Origin of the sequence: Cylindrospermum sp. FACHB-282, from assembly GCF_014697195.1 — a bacterium.
In the GTDB taxonomy this organism is placed as follows: Bacteria; Cyanobacteriota; Cyanobacteriia; order Cyanobacteriales; family Nostocaceae; genus Cylindrospermum.
The window spans coordinates 12,775-28,967 of record NZ_JACJRJ010000047.1 but is presented as its reverse complement, the minus strand read 5'-3'; the positions used below and the strand labels follow the sequence as shown (position 1 = coordinate 28,967).

The following is a 16,193-nucleotide window of genomic DNA, read 5'->3' as shown; positions in this document are numbered from 1 at the left end:
AGCTGGGTGATTTTTCCAAATAACTTGATTTTAAACGACTAATAGAGCCGGGCTGATTCCGACCCACAATCAAAAATGCCATGTCTGGAGTTGACACGGCAAAGGTTGAATTATATTGAATAATAGATTTATGCTTTAATTGCGGCTTGTTGTCTGCGTTTGTGAAGTGAGGTAATGCCGAAAACACCTAAGCCTAAGATACCCATGAGAGACGCAGGTTCTGGGACAGATTTGGAGGTTTGAATGTTGTCAATAATAGCTGCATTATTAAATCCTCCTGCGTTAACTACAATTTCGTCGAAGTTAATACCTGTGAACCCATAGAAATTCCCTGATATATCGGTAGTGGCAGTAAATGTTTCAACGACTACACTATTCAGTCAAGCAGTTAATGTTGATGTCCCTGGGTTGGTTACCAGTGTAAATGCTGCTTCAGTTAGAGTATTGTTAAATTTAATGGAAAATGGATTATTGATAGTAGAAGTATTGGAATCATAGTTTGTGAGGGTATTACCTGCTATTTTGGGATAAACATTATTGGGTACACTAAGGTTATAGAGATTGGTAAAAGTTACTCCCAAGCTGGAGAACTGGTTTGTGACCTGCTCGCCCTGAGCAAGAGGAAACTCATTAAAGTTGATGGTTTGAGTAGGATTATTTAATCCGGTACTGTTATTGAGAGTTCCAGCTTGTGCTGTTCCTGCTACAGCCAGAGCAACAACTGCTGCTCCTGTTGTAGCTAGTGATAATTTTGTCAATATGTTTACAATCGCCATCCTGTTATTTTCTCTTGGAAACAAATTTTTTTGGCATCGATCAATACTGCTGATACTATTACGGTCATCTAAGGCTTGGAAAGCTTTTTTCGCCTACTTCACAGAATATTTGCTGACAAAAAAGCTACTAGTATAGAAGAGTAAGGGTCAAAGCATTTACGTAAAAAGGCTTATAACTGCATCTATCAAAAGTTAGAAGCGGTGCTTATACATAAAATAATCATGAAGTTTAGTGAAAATCTTGTTTAGGCAGAAGTCGCTTAAAAAGCTTTTTATTGACTAATTCTGATATTTTGGGTGTTTTTGCTCAAAAATAGGGATGAAATCTAGCAATTATTCTTGATCCATAATAAATTCTCACTTTTTCTCTAAAATAGACGTTTCATGAACCATCTTTACATTCTCCTTTTTCTGTGATTTTTGGCGGTTCATAGTTCCAAATCCTCTCAATATCTTTAACATAAGGGTATATACAGAAAACTATTGACTTTGACCCCTGTCGCTTCATCCTATTGTTTATGAATTTCTCTTCAGCACGACAGTATTTTTACCAAGAGATTCAACGACCTGACGAGTGTATCAACTTGGCAAAGGCAGCTTTGTACATCGCTCAGGAAGAATACCCTAATCTTGACCCAGAGGAATACCTCAATGCTCTTGATACAATGGCAGTGGAATTACAGGAACGCTTGCCATCTTCGCGTTATCCGCTGCGGCTGATTCAAACTATTAACCAGTATTTATACGAAGATTTGGGTTTTAGTGGTAATGAAACAGACTATTACAACCCGCGCAACAGTTTTTTAAATGATGTAATTGAACGCCGTCAAGGAATTCCCATTACTTTGGCGCTGGTTTATCTGGAAGTTGCCCGCAGGATTGATTTCCCAATGGTTGGGGTGGGGATGCCAGGACATTTCCTAATTCGTCCAGATATTCCAGATATAGAAATTTTTGTTGATGCCTTCAATAGTGGTGAAGTAATATTTGCACAAGATTGTCAGAAAAGGCTTGAGCAAATTTATCAGCAACCGGTGACGCTACGACCAGAGTTTTTTGCCGTAGTCAGCCATCGGCAATTTTTGGCGCGGATGCTGACGAATTTGAAATATATTTACCTCAAACAACAGGATTTAAAAAGAAGTTTAGCTGTTGTTGAAAGAATTTTGCTCCTGTTTCCTGATGTAGCCATAGAATTGCGCGATCGCGGTCTTCTCTACTATCAACTACATCGCTATCCCCAAGCTATAGAAGACTTCCAAGGTTATCTAGCCAAGGTTCCTGATGCCGAGGATGCAGTAATGATTCGCCGATTGCTGGCTAAATTGGGGAAAGATGCGTGAACTACTCAAACATTTTTAATTGGATTGTTGTTCTGCAACTCGTTTGAGACGACGCAGTTGGGCTTGCATATCTTGTTTTGTCCAAGATGCAGCAAAGGTTTGGAAACCCCAACTCACAAGAGGGTTGGGAACCTTAAACTCAAAGCGGTTCAGTAGAAGTGTACCGTTTTCTACTGGTTGACATTCCCAGCGATCGCATCCTTGGAAAAATCCCTGGAATTTCCAGACGACTAAACCCGGCTGTCGTTCTACGACAACGCTGTTTAACGTGGGCTTTAGTAAAGGAATTTGAATCACAAAGCGGCTTTGACTGCCGATATCAGTACTCCAAACTCCCCCTACCGGTTCACAGCTGAGAACGGGGTTCAGCCAACGGTGCATGAGAGCTAGATCGGTAAAACAGCGCTCTACTGCCGTAGCTGGGGCATTAATTTGAATCGATTGCTCCAAAACTTGGGACATTCTACATCTTTGATGCTGTTGCTGAATTTAGATTAGCGCAAAATCAAGCATTGCCAGCAGATTGGCTAGATTGTTTCCAAAGATCAAGGCTGACTAAATATCTTAATCGCTAATCCCCGTTTTTCGTCTTTTTAGTTTTAGCTTGAGTTGCAATTCATCTTTGATGCGATTGAGAATAGAAGTCTCATCAAGGGTTGCTAAAATCCGATTAACTACAGCTTTTGGCCCATCATCTCCCCAAGTCGCACCATTGGCTAAATAAGCTTTGGTTACTTGTCCAATTCCATAAGAAGAAACACCAGCTACCCCTGCTTGAGTTAGCGCTACAGAGATATAGGGCCCCAGGGAAAGACCAGCTGTGGCTGATGCAGAGATCCCCAGTAAAGTTTTTAGTCCACTCAAGCCTAAGTTTGCTAACAGTTCACTAGCACCGATACCGCCCATGCTCAGGGCGATTTTTTGTAGCAATTTTACAGCACCGGCTTCTGTCATCGGGATGCCGTAGAGTTGGGATAAACCCAAAATTAAAGCAATATCAATAACAATACTGCTGAGTATATCTACTACAGTTACAGGATTGAGTGCGATCGCCACGGACTTCGTCATCACACCCTTCCAAATCAACTGATTAGCATTCTCTTCCCGAATCATCAGTTTCCGCTGCACTAATTGCTCATTGACGTTATCGGCAAAAAGCATCGTGTTGAGGGCCACCAAAGCTTTACCCTCACGGTGCAGAATCTCCAAAATTTTCAGCTTCAGATCATCAACTTGGGCATTACCTGAACGCAACTGTACACCCCTAGTACCATCAGGGCGACGAACTGCCGTCTTCAGCAGCGGTGAAGCAGCTGCCATGACAATTTCTTCCGGTGAAACTAACTCCCGCACTCTGTCATCCCGGATTTTGTGGTAAATTGCCATCCGGTCAGCTTCTGGATACTGGTCTACTTTATTAAACACGAGAATGATGGGTTTACCCGCTTCCCGCAATTGGGAAAGGGCCTCATGTTCTATCTTTGTCATATCACCAGTAATCACAAACAAAATTAAATCTGCCTGTTTTGCCACCTGTTGGGCTAATGTGGCGCGGGTTTCACCATCTACTTCATCTAATCCAGGTGTGTCAATTAATTCCACCTGAGATTGACCAATGGCAGGTAAGGTAACTCTAAAAGCGCGTTCAGTTTTGCCAATCACCTCTTCACTAATACTCCAATTAACTCGTTGTTCCGCACGGGTAACACCATGCAAGGGCCCTGTTTCAAACACCGATTGCCCAACTAAGGCATTGAGTAGGGAAGACTTACCACGTCCCACCATACCAAAGGCCGCAATCTGCACCACCATGCCTTCTAACTTCCCCAGCATAGTTTCTAAATCAGCGATTTCTTCTTCCAAACCGGATTTTTCCTGGGCTGTGAGGTCGAGATTGCTAACCAAATTTCGCAGCGCCGTTTTTGCTTGTTTGTAATTGAGTTCTGTCTGAATATCTTCAAAAGTGAAAATGGCGCTATCCAGTTCTTCTTCCCAGCTAAGAGAATTGGCTTCAGTGTTCGGTGAATCGCTTTTATGGGGTTCGGGCAATGTTGAAGGCATATCAATTTTGACTTTTGGATTGACCTCGTTTCTGATCCTAGTTATTTTTACCAGGACATTGGGGAGATAGAGAAAAAATCCATTGAGTAATACCGCACTTAACACTCCTAGCATGAAGTTACGATAATTGTTAGCACTCAGTACTATGATGTTGTAATATATTAAGTGAATATACTTTATTTGGTTTATAGGTAGGTGATTGCACTGCCCAGTATTACACCTCATCTCTAAGCCACGATTAAGCAAACAGGGTGAACAGCATGACCGACATAGATGAGAGCTACGACTTATATAGACCCACTACCTCGCCTGAAGCTAAGATAATAGCAAAGCGGTTTAGTACCGCCATCAATGATTTCCGCTGGAGGTCTGATTATCTTAAGTTCTGTAAAGTTTTAGGCTATGAGCCAACTGAATACACCAAAAAGGAATATAACAAATTTTTGCAGTTAGCTGAATCATTGCATTACTTCGATCCTAAATCCCTAGCTAAATTAATTGATGCTGGGGAAGGAAAGCAATAAGCAATGTCCGAAAAGTTTGACTGGGTAACTTTATTGGGCAATATTTGCATCTGAAAGCTACCTATCAGAAGCTCTACTACTTTCACTGAAAATCAACCCACAAAAAGGCGGTCACTTTTCCAATTCTTCGGAAAGGCGATCCGCTTTTTTTCAATACCCTGAAAATGGGATTAACTCAGAGATTACCCCAATTGCTCAGTTAAGCAACCATCAGTGAGAATATATCATGAAAGAATTAGAACAACTAAAAAACTTATTTCCTCAAGAGTTAGAACAGAGAAAAAACTGGTATTCAAATGTAGCAGAAGCCTATAACAAATTCAGACCACGCTATCCAAAAAAACTCATTAATCGTGCTGTGGAAGTATCCCAAATTCCTGCTGAAGCCGCCATTCTTGAGTTAGGCTGTGGCCCTGGTATTGCAACTGTACCCTTTGCCAAATTAGGCTTTTCTATTCTCTGTCTAGAACCCAGCAAAGAAGCTTGTAATTTTGCCAGACAAAATTGTGCAGCATATCCAAAAGTAGAGATTCAGCAAACCACATTTGAAGAATGGGAATTAGAGACTGAGAGATTTAACGCAGTTTTAGCAGCGACTTCCTTTCATTGGATAAATCCTGATGTTGGTTGTGCAAAAGCTGCTGATACTTTACAAAGTAATGGTTCATTGATTTTGCTGTGGAATATGACACCTCAACCTAATTATGAGGTATACCAAGATTTACATGAGGTTTATAAAATTAATGCTCCCTCATTAGCGCGATATGAAGATACAAAAACCCAAGAAGAGATAGTCAAAGCTTTAGGAAAAACAGCCATTGAATCAGGAAGATTTAAAGATATATATTCTGAGCAAATTCCCTGTCAAGCCACCTATAGCGCTGATAATTATTTGCTGCTTTTAAGCACTCTCACACCGTATTTAAAGCTAGATACACCAACTAGGGATGCTTTATTTGCAGCTTTGCGGGAAAAGATAGAACAAAACTACGGGGGAAGTATTCAGATAAACTACATCTCTGCTTTTCAGGTTGCTAAAAAAGTTTAGGTGAATTTGTCTTTGTTTCGCGCAAAGTCGCAAAGAATAAGGATTTTGGTGGTTAGTGTTACCAGTGCTATCGCTGCTGCTTGATTGGAGGATAAAAGCACCAGTAGATAAAAATGAGAGACTTGTAGCAATTGACTAAGTGTGAAATGTTGAGACAAGTATTATTTTTATCTGCCTGTAGAAGCAAATTTATCCTCAAATACAAATACATTTATACTATAATCTGACCAGTATCAACCCAGCATCAACGATGATTACACCCGAAACCTTGAATGAGATACGGAGGAAGCTTGAAGAAAGATCCACGACAGATAAACGGGTAATAGAAGAACTACGCAGTGAAATTCGACCATTGAGAAGTGAAGTGCGGCGAATTAACCCTAGAAGCACTACATCTATTTCTCTTGTTGCCGCTGACGGTGGAAACAATAAGGTTAATTTTGATCCATACTTCTTTCAATTGGTTAGGGTGGTAGATTCTTACGGGAGGGAATTGTTACTAGATTTAGCTTCTCCCACGACTAATACTGATCAATTGTCAAGCAGTCATCTAGACAAAGATGGTACTTCTAAATCAGCTTTAGGTCTAATGATGAAAGATTTGGGAGTAAGAACTCTTTGGGAACTTAGCCCAATGATACCTAAGCCTGATGAAGAAAATCCTAAACCTTCATGGGTTGAAGTGTATCGTGATTTGGCAGAATGGGCTGCTTTGTATGAGATGCTTGTTAAACAGGAAGGTTTTAATACAGATACTTTAATTGTTCGTGATGGACTTCTACGAAGCAAAATTTTTACCCAAAAACTCTTCACAGTTCTTTTAAGCAAAATTGATGATGCTATCAAAGAAATTTATCGTCGTACTAAAAGGCGTGTTTATCTAGTTGGATTTTCTAAAAAAAGCAAGGTACTTGCGCGATATAGATTAGCATTTGCACTAGAAGGAATATTAACTCAAGGTTATCCCTGCTATGTAGAAATATTGCCAGATATACAGAAAAAAGCCTATATTTGGGAAGAGTATGCTACAGGAAGTGAGGCTGAAAAGTTTGTAGGTGGGCGTTTGTTTATGGTGAGATTTGGTAGTCGTATAAATGACCCAATCTGGCCAATTGATATTTTTCTACCTCAGCTTGAGCAAGCTTCCCAAGTTATGGGGTATTTATTGGCAGATGCTAATGATGGTTTTCCTGTTCCCTTTTATCCTAGATGCTTGCAGAAAGCTCATGAACAAGCTGCTCTAGTGGGTTTTGATATGGAAGTGATGGAAGATATGATCGTCGGGGCTGTTCGTAAATCATTTATTCCTCAAGAACAAGATGTTGTGGATCGAGTTATGCTTCAATCTGATGTGAGTATGCTGCGATATGAATAAAACACCATTATTTCCTAAAGAAAATATATCAGGTATCTTTCGGGGCTTCAGTGAAGGAGGACTTGAATTTCATGCAGATATTGTATTGCCATACCGCAATGATTTTCAAAGTATTCCTATGCATGGACAATTTCTTCTGGTACAACTGGCTAGTGAAGATGAGGCAGTTTTAGGAAGAATTACATCTTTCTTCTCAGACGGAAAACTTACTAGAGAACATGGGGAAGATTTCAGTTTGCGCGCGATGGGGGAAGACCGAGAAATTCCAGAAGACCTGCGTGAACAATATGTAAAATATCGAGTTAATATCCGCGTTCTCGGAGTAATACGGCACTCGAATGGAAAGTTTGTGTTTGTAGCATCCCACCGTCGGCTTCCTCATGTTGGTAGTAAGGTCGCTTTTCCAAGTAATGAAATTCTTAGAGAAATAGCAGGACATAACACTCAAGGAGCAGACCTTGGTTTTTTTGCACTAGGAGAATTTGTTTATGCCGGTAGTGATTCACGGCTTAAGGTTGAAGAGTGGATGCAGGTTAAATCTCCAGATATCATTACCCATTTTCCAGTGGATAATCTAGCCTCCCGAAGGTCTTTTGTTTTTGCACGAGCAGGCTATGGAAAGTCTAACTTAATCAAGCTGTTGTTCAGCGAACTATATAAAACAACACCGACTAAAAAGAAACGAGATCAAGATGTCCCAGTTGGAACTCTAATCTTTGACCCAGAAGGAGAATATTTCTGGCCAGATGATAATGGAAGACCAGGTTTTACTGATGTCCCTCATTTACAAGATAAACTTGTAATTTTCACTCGTCGTCAGGCTCCAAGCGCCTTCTATGGTTCCTTTGTTGCAGGTGGTGTTAAGCTCGATATTCGCCGCTTACCTCCTGCAAGTATTATTGGTGTTGCATTATCACCAGAGCGGCAGGAACAACAAAACGTTCGGAAGCTTAGAGGATTATCCCGTGAAAATTGGATAAAACTTGTTGATTTGGCGTACAAAGATGGCTATAGCGCAGACATAAACCAAGTGAAGAGGTTGCTAAGTATAAGCAATGAATCTGAAGCAGAAGCTGGAGCCGCTTTAAGCAACATAGTTTATATTGTTAGAACCTTGCATGATCCTAACAGTCGGCTTATGGATTTCTTGTTCAAAAGCTTAAAGGAAGGCAAGCTCTGTATTGTGGATATTTCACAGATGCGTGGAGAACAAGGACTAACTTTGTCAAGCTTGATTCTGCAAGAAATATTTAATCACAACCAGGATAAGTTTACTGAAAAAGATGCCAAAACTATTCCTACTATTGCAGTCTTAGAGGAAGCACAAAGTGTACTAAGTAAAGGAACTGGCTCAAGTGATGGGCCTTTTGTGGATTGGTTCAAAGAAGGACGTAAATATGATTTAGGTGCTGTAATGATTACTCAGCAACCTGGTAGTATTCCTGTCGAATTACTTAGCCAAGGTGATAATTGGTTTGTTTTCCACTTACTTTCTGCTTCTGATTTAAAGAGTTTACAAAGAGCCAATTCCCATTTTAGTGATGATTTACTTGGTGGTCTTTTGAACGAGCCGTTACCTGGTCAAGGAGTAATGTGGAGTAGTGTGAGTGCTAATCCTTATCCCGTTTCCTTTCGTGCGCTCTCATTTGAGCGGATATATCAACAACCGCTAGATCCCCAATATGACAAGGAATCTGTTAAGACTTTTGCTACTGAACTCAAGGCAGAGTTGAACGGACAACTGCGTAATACACCTGATGTAGATGCTCAAGATTTAGAAGAAACTGGTGAAAATTTAGAGGAAGAAGTAGACAATTCTGTATTACCAGAAAAAGGTGATTTTTATGTAGACAGTATCAATTCCGCCATCCAAAAGCTTCAACAACATAGTGAATTTAAGCAGAAAGTTATTAATGGTAAAGGTTTACCTTGGGGAGTTCTAATGGGCTTTACTAAAGAATTTCTTCCAGATTCCTTACATGATGATACGTCCACAATAAACACTTGCATAAAACGAACACTCATTGAAACTTTGGGTGAAGAAGGAAAGTTTTGGAAGTCCGAAAAAGGGCCGAAAAGAGGAGGAGGTGGGACTACTTGGGTAATTCGTATAACTGAATAGATTCAATCTAAAAGATAAGATAGATCCAATTCAGGTTATTTAAAAAAACTTGAATACAAAAATGCTCCTTTGAATTGGATCTATTGATAACTCAGCAAACTTATTTCATATAAAATAGTGTTCCTTAGCACTGTAATTTTTAATAGGAAAATTTGCTATAAGTAATTCTGCACCTCGTCTAGATTTTTGTCCACTAACATTAGTCATACCATAAGCCTTTTCCCACTCTAATTTATCATCAGCCCAATCATATAGTTCTCTAATTTCTGGACAATTATCAATTGTCATTAACCAATCACATTTATGGCTGCAATCTTTCAATACTTTTGCTAAACGTCGATGGTCGAATGTTTTATGTAAATCTCCATTCTTTCCGTACAATCCTGAAGATTTAGCTGACAAATAAGGTGGATCTAAAAAAATAAGTATATCTTCACCAGGCTCTCTAATAACTTCCTCATAATCTAAATGAGTAAGACGGACATCTTGTAGAATATTTGTTAAACTTCGTAGAGTCTTAATACTAGATAATGTAAAACGCTCACAATAAGCGGCCTGAGTCATTCCTCCAGATTCAGTAGAACCACCAGATGTACTACGATTTAAAATAAAAAATTTAGCTGCTTTGTTTAGTCGATTATCTGTAGGTAATTTGTTAAGCTTCAATATAAACTTTTTCCGAAATATTTGCCATGCTTTACAGTTTGCTTGTTCACCTCTGTATTCTTCTCTAAGCGACTCAGCTAAATCGGCAAGTCTATTTACATCAAATTTTACTTCTTCCCAAAAATCAATTACCGAAGTATTTAGATCGTTTCCCCAATATTTTTCAGCCAGAGAATTTTCCACAGCGTAAAGAAGTATATTGCCTCCTCCTAAAAAAGGATCTCTAAATTCCTTACAGGGGCGCAAAAAATCAGATAAACGGGGAATATCCTTCTGTTTTCCTCCGGGGTAACGAAGAGGTGATTTATAAATACGTTTAAACTTCATTAATCTCCTACAAATATCTCCTCAGCAAGATTTAACACTTCTTCCCATCTATCATCTAATGGTAAAGGAGTATAACCAAACCTGTTAATTATCAAAACATTAAATTGACGTAATACACAAAAGGGCAAGTTTCCAAATCCTGCCTTGCATAAACCGTCTAGAAATGCATAATCTTGATTGTTTACATCATTATGGATTATATTTTCCATGATTTTTAGATTTATCTTTTGACCAATTATTAGTAATTTTATAGAGTTTAATATACAATCTTATACTAATCTTCTCTAGAAGGTGTCGTTTTGTCAAGGATTTGACCTCTTTCCCCAGTTGCGTACTAAAATTTTCGCTCTTCTCCGCGCCTTTGCGCCTAACGCACTTCGTGCTTCGCTTCGCTGGTGCGCGAGACAAAAATCTTGATATCCCCCCGGAGCAGCCTTTAACCTCTTGGTGGACAAGGAGAGTCATAAAAAGTAGTAGAGTGAAGAATGCATCTAGTAGCGTTAGGACTCGACTAAATCACCTGTGCGGAAAATCGTTATTGCCGGTAACTGGAAAATGTTCAAAACCCAGGCAGAATCCGAAGATTTCCTACGCGGATTTCTGCCCCACTTAGAGGATACGCCCTCAGAGCGAGAAGTAGTACTGTGTCCTCCCTTCACTGACCTAAGCGTAATATCAAAATATTTACATGGTAGCCGTATCCAATTAGGGGCGCAAAACGTCCACTGGGAAGAAAATGGAGCCTACACAGGTGAAATCGCCGCTCCCATGCTGACAGAAGTTGGCGTTCGTTTTGTGATTGTCGGTCATAGCGAACGCCGGCAATTTTTTGGAGAAACAGACGCCACCGTTAATCTACGGCTGAAAGCTGCTCAAAAGCATGGACTGACGCCGATTCTCTGTGTTGGCGAAACTAAACAACAGCGAGATGCGGGGGAGACGGAAAAACTGATTTTCGCCCAATTAGAAAAAGACTTAATAGACGTTGATCAGTATAACTTGGTCATTGCTTACGAACCAATTTGGGCGATTGGCACCGGTGACACCTGTGAATCAAAAGAAGCGAATCGGGTAATTGGCCTAATTCGCAGTCAGTTGAGTAATCCCAATGTATCGATTCAATACGGTGGCTCAGTCAAGCCAAATAATATTGATGAGATTATGGCTCAACCAGAAATTGATGGTGCGCTAGTGGGAGGAGCAAGTCTAGAAGCTGATAGTTTTGCCAGAATTGTGAATTATCACTAAAAAACGATTTATAACCTTTTATCCAGTCCCCCTCCCCGCCAACGAGGAGGGGCCAGGGGTGAGGTGCTTCAAGTTATCAGCAACGCCAACCCCCAGTCACAAGTGTCAATCACGAATTTATGTCAACCAACTTAATTATTCGAGGACGCGGTTTCAAGTGGGGACAACGGACGTATTTGATGGGCATTTTAAATGTCACCCCTGATAGCTTTAGCGATGGCGGTGATTTTAACACTACCTCTGCGGCTGTAGCACAGGCTCAAGGGATGGTAGCTGCTGGCGCTGACATTATTGATCTCGGTGGTCAATCAACTCGGCCAGGGGCGAAAGAAATCACCCTTCAAGAAGAACTTGACCGAGTGCTGTCGGTATTGCATTTACTACGACCAGAGATTTGTGTCCCGATTTCTGTAGATACAACCAGGGCATCTGTAGCCAAGGCATCTATAGAAGCTGGGGCGGATATGGTGAATGATATTTCTGGTGGCACATTTGACTCAGAAATGTTGCCTGTAGTAGCAAAGCTAGGTGTGCCAATTGTGTTAATGCACATCCGAGGAAAACCCCAGACAATGCAGCAACAAACTGATTATCAGGATTTGATGGGGGAGATTTATAGTTTTTTGTCTAGGCAAATTACCGCAGCCACAACTGCGGGCATTGAGCAGAAAAAAATTATCATTGATCCTGGTATTGGTTTTGCAAAGAACTATGAGCAAAATTTAGAAATTTTTCGCCGCTTGCCATTTTTGCGATCGCTCAACAGCCCTATCTTGGTAGGAGCATCCCGCAAAAGTTTCATAGGCCGAATTTTAAATCAACCAGACCCCAAAGCACGAGTCTGGGGAACAGCAGCGGCGTGTAGTGCGGCCATTTTTAATGGTGCTGATATCCTCCGAGTTCACGATGTTCAGCAAATGCGCGATGTGTCGCTGGTTGCTGATGCACTATGCCGACAACAAGGGTAGCCTAACTCTTAATTAGCGCCATTTTCAGTGTTTTTGCCATTACCCTCTTGAGTTACCGACTCTGCAATCAGTTCCTGAAACATCTCACTGGAGTTGGCTGGATCTACAAACACAATTTTGGCATTATTGCTCTCACCAAGTTTTTGGCTAGCCTCTACGTAATTTTGAGCGACGAGATACCGCAAAATATCCTTAGTTTCTGGATGGGAACGTAAAGCTTCCGCAATAATCTGTACTGAGGTTCTAGTCGATTCTGCTCTTTTAATCGCCGCTATATTCTCCCCTTCTGCTTCTGTAATTACTGCCCGTTTTTTAATCACGGCAGCTCGCTCCTCTTCCATTGACTTCCGCACACTCTCAGGGGGTGTAATTCGCTGAATATCTAAGCGGATAATTTGCACGCCCCAATCTAGCGTTGTATCATTTAACTGGTTTAAGATGGCTTTGTCCATATCAGAACGAGAGACATTGGTTTCCTCTACAGTGTTCTGGGCAATAATTTCCCGGAGTGTAGTTGTAGCTAATTGTGCCAGTGCCCCTTGGAGATCGTCTATGGCGTAAAAGCTTTTCTCAATATCGCTGATCCGCCAGAAGAGAATAGCGTCAACTTCCAAGTAGATGTTATCTTTGGTGATCACATTCTGAGGCTTGATGTCTACAAACTGCTCTCGCGTTGTATCCTCCATCACAATTTGATCGATGAAGGGAACAATGAAGTTCAGTCCAGGCTTAAGTTTGCGATGAAACCGCCCCAAGCGTTCCACTAGGGCTTCATTACCTTGATTAATCAGTTTTGCAGATCCTAATGCATAACCTATGAGCACTAAGACTATAAAAATGATTGGTTCCATAGATGCTCCTATTTAGCTTTTGGGAGAATTTAGTATAAAGGACATAGTACTAGCTTGTTCTACCTTTAAGTTTAATATTTTAAGTTTGTAATTTTTTGCACATCAGCAGCAATGTCTGATATCTTCTGTGTAGGCAGGAAAATTTGCCGGATGGCGATCGCTATTAAAGCACTTTGATCACATACTGGCAAGCAGTGTTTCTATGATCCACTTTACACAAACGACCAGTATTTATTTATGGGAGTTCTGGATTGAATCTCATACACCCAGAGATTTAACCCCCTAAAGTGTTTCAGATTATTAACGGTGCTGCGATGCTACTTGGGTTGTCCTTGCTACCATCTCAGGTGCGCGATCGCTTTGAAATCAAATCTTGTAGGCTAGGCGTCGCACTACGTGCCGCTACGCTAACGCCTGCCCAGAATATACAAGTTAAATATAGAAAAGCTTTTTGGTGGTTGATAGAGATGTTAACTCTGCTATTAATTTGAAAAGACTGGGGGTAGATGCAGTTATCAAAAATCTAGCTAATTCTCCTCAATACTACTCATTTTTATAGCTAAATCAGATTTAACCCTGTGGTGGTTGATCCACTACGAATGACTAGACTTTAAGACTTTGAGTAAGTTTGAGTAGGTTTGGTTGAGCGGTTGGGAGTTTTCCCCAGTTTGACACTCCCCGCTCTCTCATAGACGGGGATTCTTGGTTCAACGAGACCACTTAAACTAGATTCCTTGCGTTATCTAGCCCAGAGGTGGGACTCTCCCCGAGCGTTAACTTTCGGTCTGCCCGACCGTAGTTGCATGAGTGCAATTCCTGTTTAACTGAAACTTTCTTGTTTCAAAATTCTGATTCGTCTAGCTCCTATGAATCTTTTACCTACTGCTAGGAGGAAACTAGAACAATGCAGTAGAACCGCATAGATTCAGTTGTCAAGGTACAGATTGCCACTAGGCAGTTGGGTTTTTATACAGGTTGATTACCTTTCCTGTTATAAATAGCATAACATCAAACGTCACTGGGGGATAAATCCCCTACCTGGCTTTCATCCCTGGCTTAAAAGACACCAAAACCTAAAAACTTTTTGGGTTTTTAGGTTTTGATTCCAGGGTTTTCAGCCTACTTTTTTATAAAACGCCGTAGCGAAAAGATTGTTGTAGTTGGCACTATGACTGAAAGTACCATGAAGGAAATCTTGTACATCCTTAACAAGACTGCGATTAGCCCACATCAACCGCAAAGGGTATGATGTGGGAGACTTCACTAATCTATAGCAGTAGATCAGGCGATTAGGACATTCTTAAAAGCTCAAACTCAGTCATGACAAGGGTTTTACTTTTGCCTATTGCCTTCTGCTATATCTTCAATTAAAGCCCAAAAAACCTCAAGAAATTCAAGATAGTTCCTAGAGGCCCGGCTACAGTGCCGATGGTATCACCAGTCCTAGCTAAACCAGAACGATTGACTACCACAACATCATTATTGCGAAGTATAGGATTACGTTCCTCATTAATTCCTTGAGCAAAGTCCACTTTGACTGCACGTTTAGTGACAGTGCCATTAGGATTGAGGCGAATCAAATCTACAGTAGCTGTTTTAGCTCTAGAATCGTTGAATCCGCCAGCAGCTAGCAGTGCCTGATTTAACGAGCTATTCGGCTGAAGAGCTGTTACCCCTGGTGATTTGACTTCACCCACTACACCAACTTGAATTCTTGTAGGAGACAAAGTAGTAGTAGCTAATTGAGTAGCTTCTGCTGAACTAATCTCAGTTGCTAGAGGCACAACAATTGTATCTCCGTCTTGGACAACTATGTCTTGATTGATATCACCACTCTCTAATAGTTGCCACAGATTAATATCTATAGTTTGTTCTGACCCCGTTCTCGTGGGTCGCCGTAACTTGAGATTGCGAATATCAGCTTGTGATGTGATTCCCCCAGCTAGTTGAATTGTCCGCATCACCGTTGGCAGACCACTACCAGCGGCTCCCCCTGCCCCTCCATCTGTAGTGCCGGCTGTGACAAGATAGGAACCGGGACGGTTAACTTGACCAATTATTGCTACTGTGCGGGGTGTGCTTGGGCTGGCGGCAAAGTTAGCTGCAAACAAATTGCGTGCTTCTGCCACGTTGAAGCTAGTTGCAGTTGGCACAAAGATGGTGTCTCCATCCCGTAAGGTAATATCCTGGGGTATATTGCCTGTTTGCACGAGTTGTTTCAAATTGAGAGTGACGACTTGCTCAGAAGATCGTCCTATTTTGCGACGTAATTCAACTTGAGTCACATCCGCTGCTAGGGTCACCCCTTGCGCTGTCGTGAGTGCGGCTAATACAGTTGGATATTGTACCCCTGGATTGTTTCCCGCGCCGCCGCTTAAACTCAGAGTGTAAGACCCTGGACGTGTCACTTCGCCGGCAACGAAAATATTTACCGGACGAGGCGATAATAGGTTGACTGAGATTAGGGGACGTTTGAGAAAGCGAGCGTATCTTTTGGCGATTTCATCAGAAGCCTGTTCGGTTGTTAATCCGAGAATAGGTACACTGCCAATTAAAGGTAGGTTAATTGCACCGCCTGGGGGAATTTGGTATTCACCTGTATATTCGGGTACTTCAAATACATTAACACGTATGAGATCGCCACCCCCTAAAGAGTAATCTGTAACTAGTCTTGTATTTGATAATGCTGGTTGTGTAGTTGGTAATGCTGGTTGTCTCTGAGCTAGGCTGGCAGATGGCAAAGCGACATTGACAGCGGTTAATAAAGCCACACCTGCAAATGACTGGGTGAGGGATTTCCGTAAACCTATATTAATCATATTTACCTGAGACTCTGAGACTACATCTGTAAAGTACTGTCTAAACATTTGATTGTTGACTATAC

16 protein-coding genes are annotated in these 16,193 nt (G+C 41.1%); 8 read left to right on the top strand and 8 right to left on the bottom strand.

The window, feature by feature from the left end; all coding sequences use genetic code 11:
• Positions 1 to 128 precede the first annotated feature (128 nt).
• Together H6G32_RS27470 and H6G32_RS20935 are read right to left on the bottom strand one after the other, a co-directional pair.
• A complete protein-coding gene (locus H6G32_RS27470; RefSeq protein ID WP_375539811.1) occupies positions 129 to 245 on the bottom strand; it encodes a PEP-CTERM sorting domain-containing protein in 117 nt (38 codons plus the stop codon).
• Between the two features lie 135 nt (positions 246 to 380).
• On the bottom strand, positions 381 to 776 hold the full coding sequence (locus H6G32_RS20935; RefSeq protein ID WP_190461741.1) for a hypothetical protein: 396 nt from the start codon (positions 774 to 776) through the stop codon (positions 381 to 383).
• Positions 777 to 1,294: 518 nt separating this feature from the next.
• On the opposite strand from H6G32_RS20935, the gene H6G32_RS20930 reads away from it, so the two are divergent.
• Positions 1,295 to 2,119 carry a SirB1 family protein gene (locus tag H6G32_RS20930; protein ID WP_190461739.1) on the top strand — a complete coding sequence of 275 codons (825 nt, stop codon included), beginning with the start codon at positions 1,295 to 1,297 and terminating at the stop codon, positions 2,117 to 2,119.
• Between the two features lie 15 nt (positions 2,120 to 2,134).
• Here the strand turns inward: H6G32_RS20930 and H6G32_RS20925 are convergent, their stop codons facing one another.
• Positions 2,135 to 2,581 (bottom strand): SRPBCC family protein, encoded by a 447-nt coding sequence (locus H6G32_RS20925; RefSeq protein ID WP_190461736.1) that lies wholly within the window; start codon positions 2,579 to 2,581, stop codon positions 2,135 to 2,137.
• 102 nt (positions 2,582 to 2,683) lie between these two features.
• On the bottom strand, positions 2,684 to 4,180 hold the full coding sequence (locus tag H6G32_RS20920; RefSeq protein ID WP_190461734.1) for a GTP-binding protein: 1,497 nt from the start codon (positions 4,178 to 4,180) through the stop codon (positions 2,684 to 2,686).
• A gap of 260 nt (positions 4,181 to 4,440) precedes the next feature.
• Between H6G32_RS20920 and H6G32_RS20915 the strand changes: the two genes are divergently transcribed.
• The 4 genes from H6G32_RS20915 (at position 4,441) to H6G32_RS20900 (ending at position 9,249) form a co-directional block, all read left to right on the top strand.
• On the top strand, positions 4,441 to 4,704 hold the full coding sequence (locus H6G32_RS20915) for a hypothetical protein (RefSeq protein WP_190461732.1): 264 nt from the start codon (positions 4,441 to 4,443) through the stop codon (positions 4,702 to 4,704).
• Positions 4,705 to 4,930: 226 nt separating this feature from the next.
• On the top strand, positions 4,931 to 5,752 hold the full coding sequence (locus tag H6G32_RS20910) for a class I SAM-dependent methyltransferase (protein ID WP_190461730.1): 822 nt from the start codon (positions 4,931 to 4,933) through the stop codon (positions 5,750 to 5,752).
• Positions 5,753 to 6,002: 250 nt separating this feature from the next.
• Complete coding sequence (locus tag H6G32_RS20905; RefSeq protein WP_190461728.1) at positions 6,003 to 7,127, top strand: hypothetical protein; 1,125 nt, start codon at positions 6,003 to 6,005, stop codon at positions 7,125 to 7,127.
• Positions 7,120 to 9,249, top strand: coding sequence for an ATP-binding protein (locus tag H6G32_RS20900; protein ID WP_190461726.1), 2,130 nt, complete (start codon positions 7,120 to 7,122; stop codon positions 9,247 to 9,249). Before H6G32_RS20905 ends, H6G32_RS20900 begins: the two co-directional genes overlap by 8 nt.
• Positions 9,250 to 9,354: 105 nt before the next feature.
• Here the strand turns inward: H6G32_RS20900 and H6G32_RS20895 are convergent, their stop codons facing one another.
• Entirely contained in the window at positions 9,355 to 10,242 is an 888-nt protein-coding gene (locus H6G32_RS20895) for a DNA adenine methylase (RefSeq protein ID WP_190461724.1), read from the bottom strand.
• Entirely contained in the window at positions 10,242 to 10,451 is a 210-nt protein-coding gene (locus H6G32_RS20890) for a hypothetical protein (RefSeq protein ID WP_190461722.1), read from the bottom strand. Before H6G32_RS20890 ends, H6G32_RS20895 begins: the two co-directional genes overlap by 1 nt.
• 313 nt (positions 10,452 to 10,764) lie before the next feature.
• On the opposite strand from H6G32_RS20890, the gene tpiA reads away from it, so the two are divergent.
• Together tpiA and folP are read left to right on the top strand one after the other, a co-directional pair.
• Positions 10,765 to 11,490: a triose-phosphate isomerase gene (tpiA, locus tag H6G32_RS20885; RefSeq protein ID WP_190461720.1), complete on the top strand. Its 726-nt coding sequence runs from the start codon at positions 10,765 to 10,767 to the stop codon at positions 11,488 to 11,490.
• A gap of 119 nt (positions 11,491 to 11,609) precedes the next feature.
• Positions 11,610 to 12,458, top strand: coding sequence for a dihydropteroate synthase (gene folP, locus H6G32_RS20880; RefSeq protein WP_190461718.1), 849 nt, complete (start codon positions 11,610 to 11,612; stop codon positions 12,456 to 12,458).
• 8 nt (positions 12,459 to 12,466) lie between these two features.
• Here folP and H6G32_RS20875 read toward each other — a convergent pair whose 3' ends face one another.
• Positions 12,467 to 13,309, bottom strand: a complete 843-nt coding sequence (locus H6G32_RS20875; protein WP_190461716.1) for an SPFH domain-containing protein — start codon at positions 13,307 to 13,309, stop codon at positions 12,467 to 12,469.
• A gap of 287 nt (positions 13,310 to 13,596) precedes the next feature.
• On the opposite strand from H6G32_RS20875, the gene H6G32_RS20870 reads away from it, so the two are divergent.
• Complete coding sequence (locus H6G32_RS20870) at positions 13,597 to 13,800, top strand: hypothetical protein (RefSeq protein ID WP_190461714.1); 204 nt, start codon at positions 13,597 to 13,599, stop codon at positions 13,798 to 13,800.
• An 876-nt stretch (positions 13,801 to 14,676) separates the two neighbouring features.
• Here the strand turns inward: H6G32_RS20870 and H6G32_RS20865 are convergent.
• Positions 14,677 to 16,128 (bottom strand): polysaccharide biosynthesis/export family protein, encoded by a 1,452-nt coding sequence (locus H6G32_RS20865; RefSeq protein WP_190461774.1) that lies wholly within the window; start codon positions 16,126 to 16,128, stop codon positions 14,677 to 14,679.
• Positions 16,129 to 16,193: the final 65 nt, after the last annotated feature.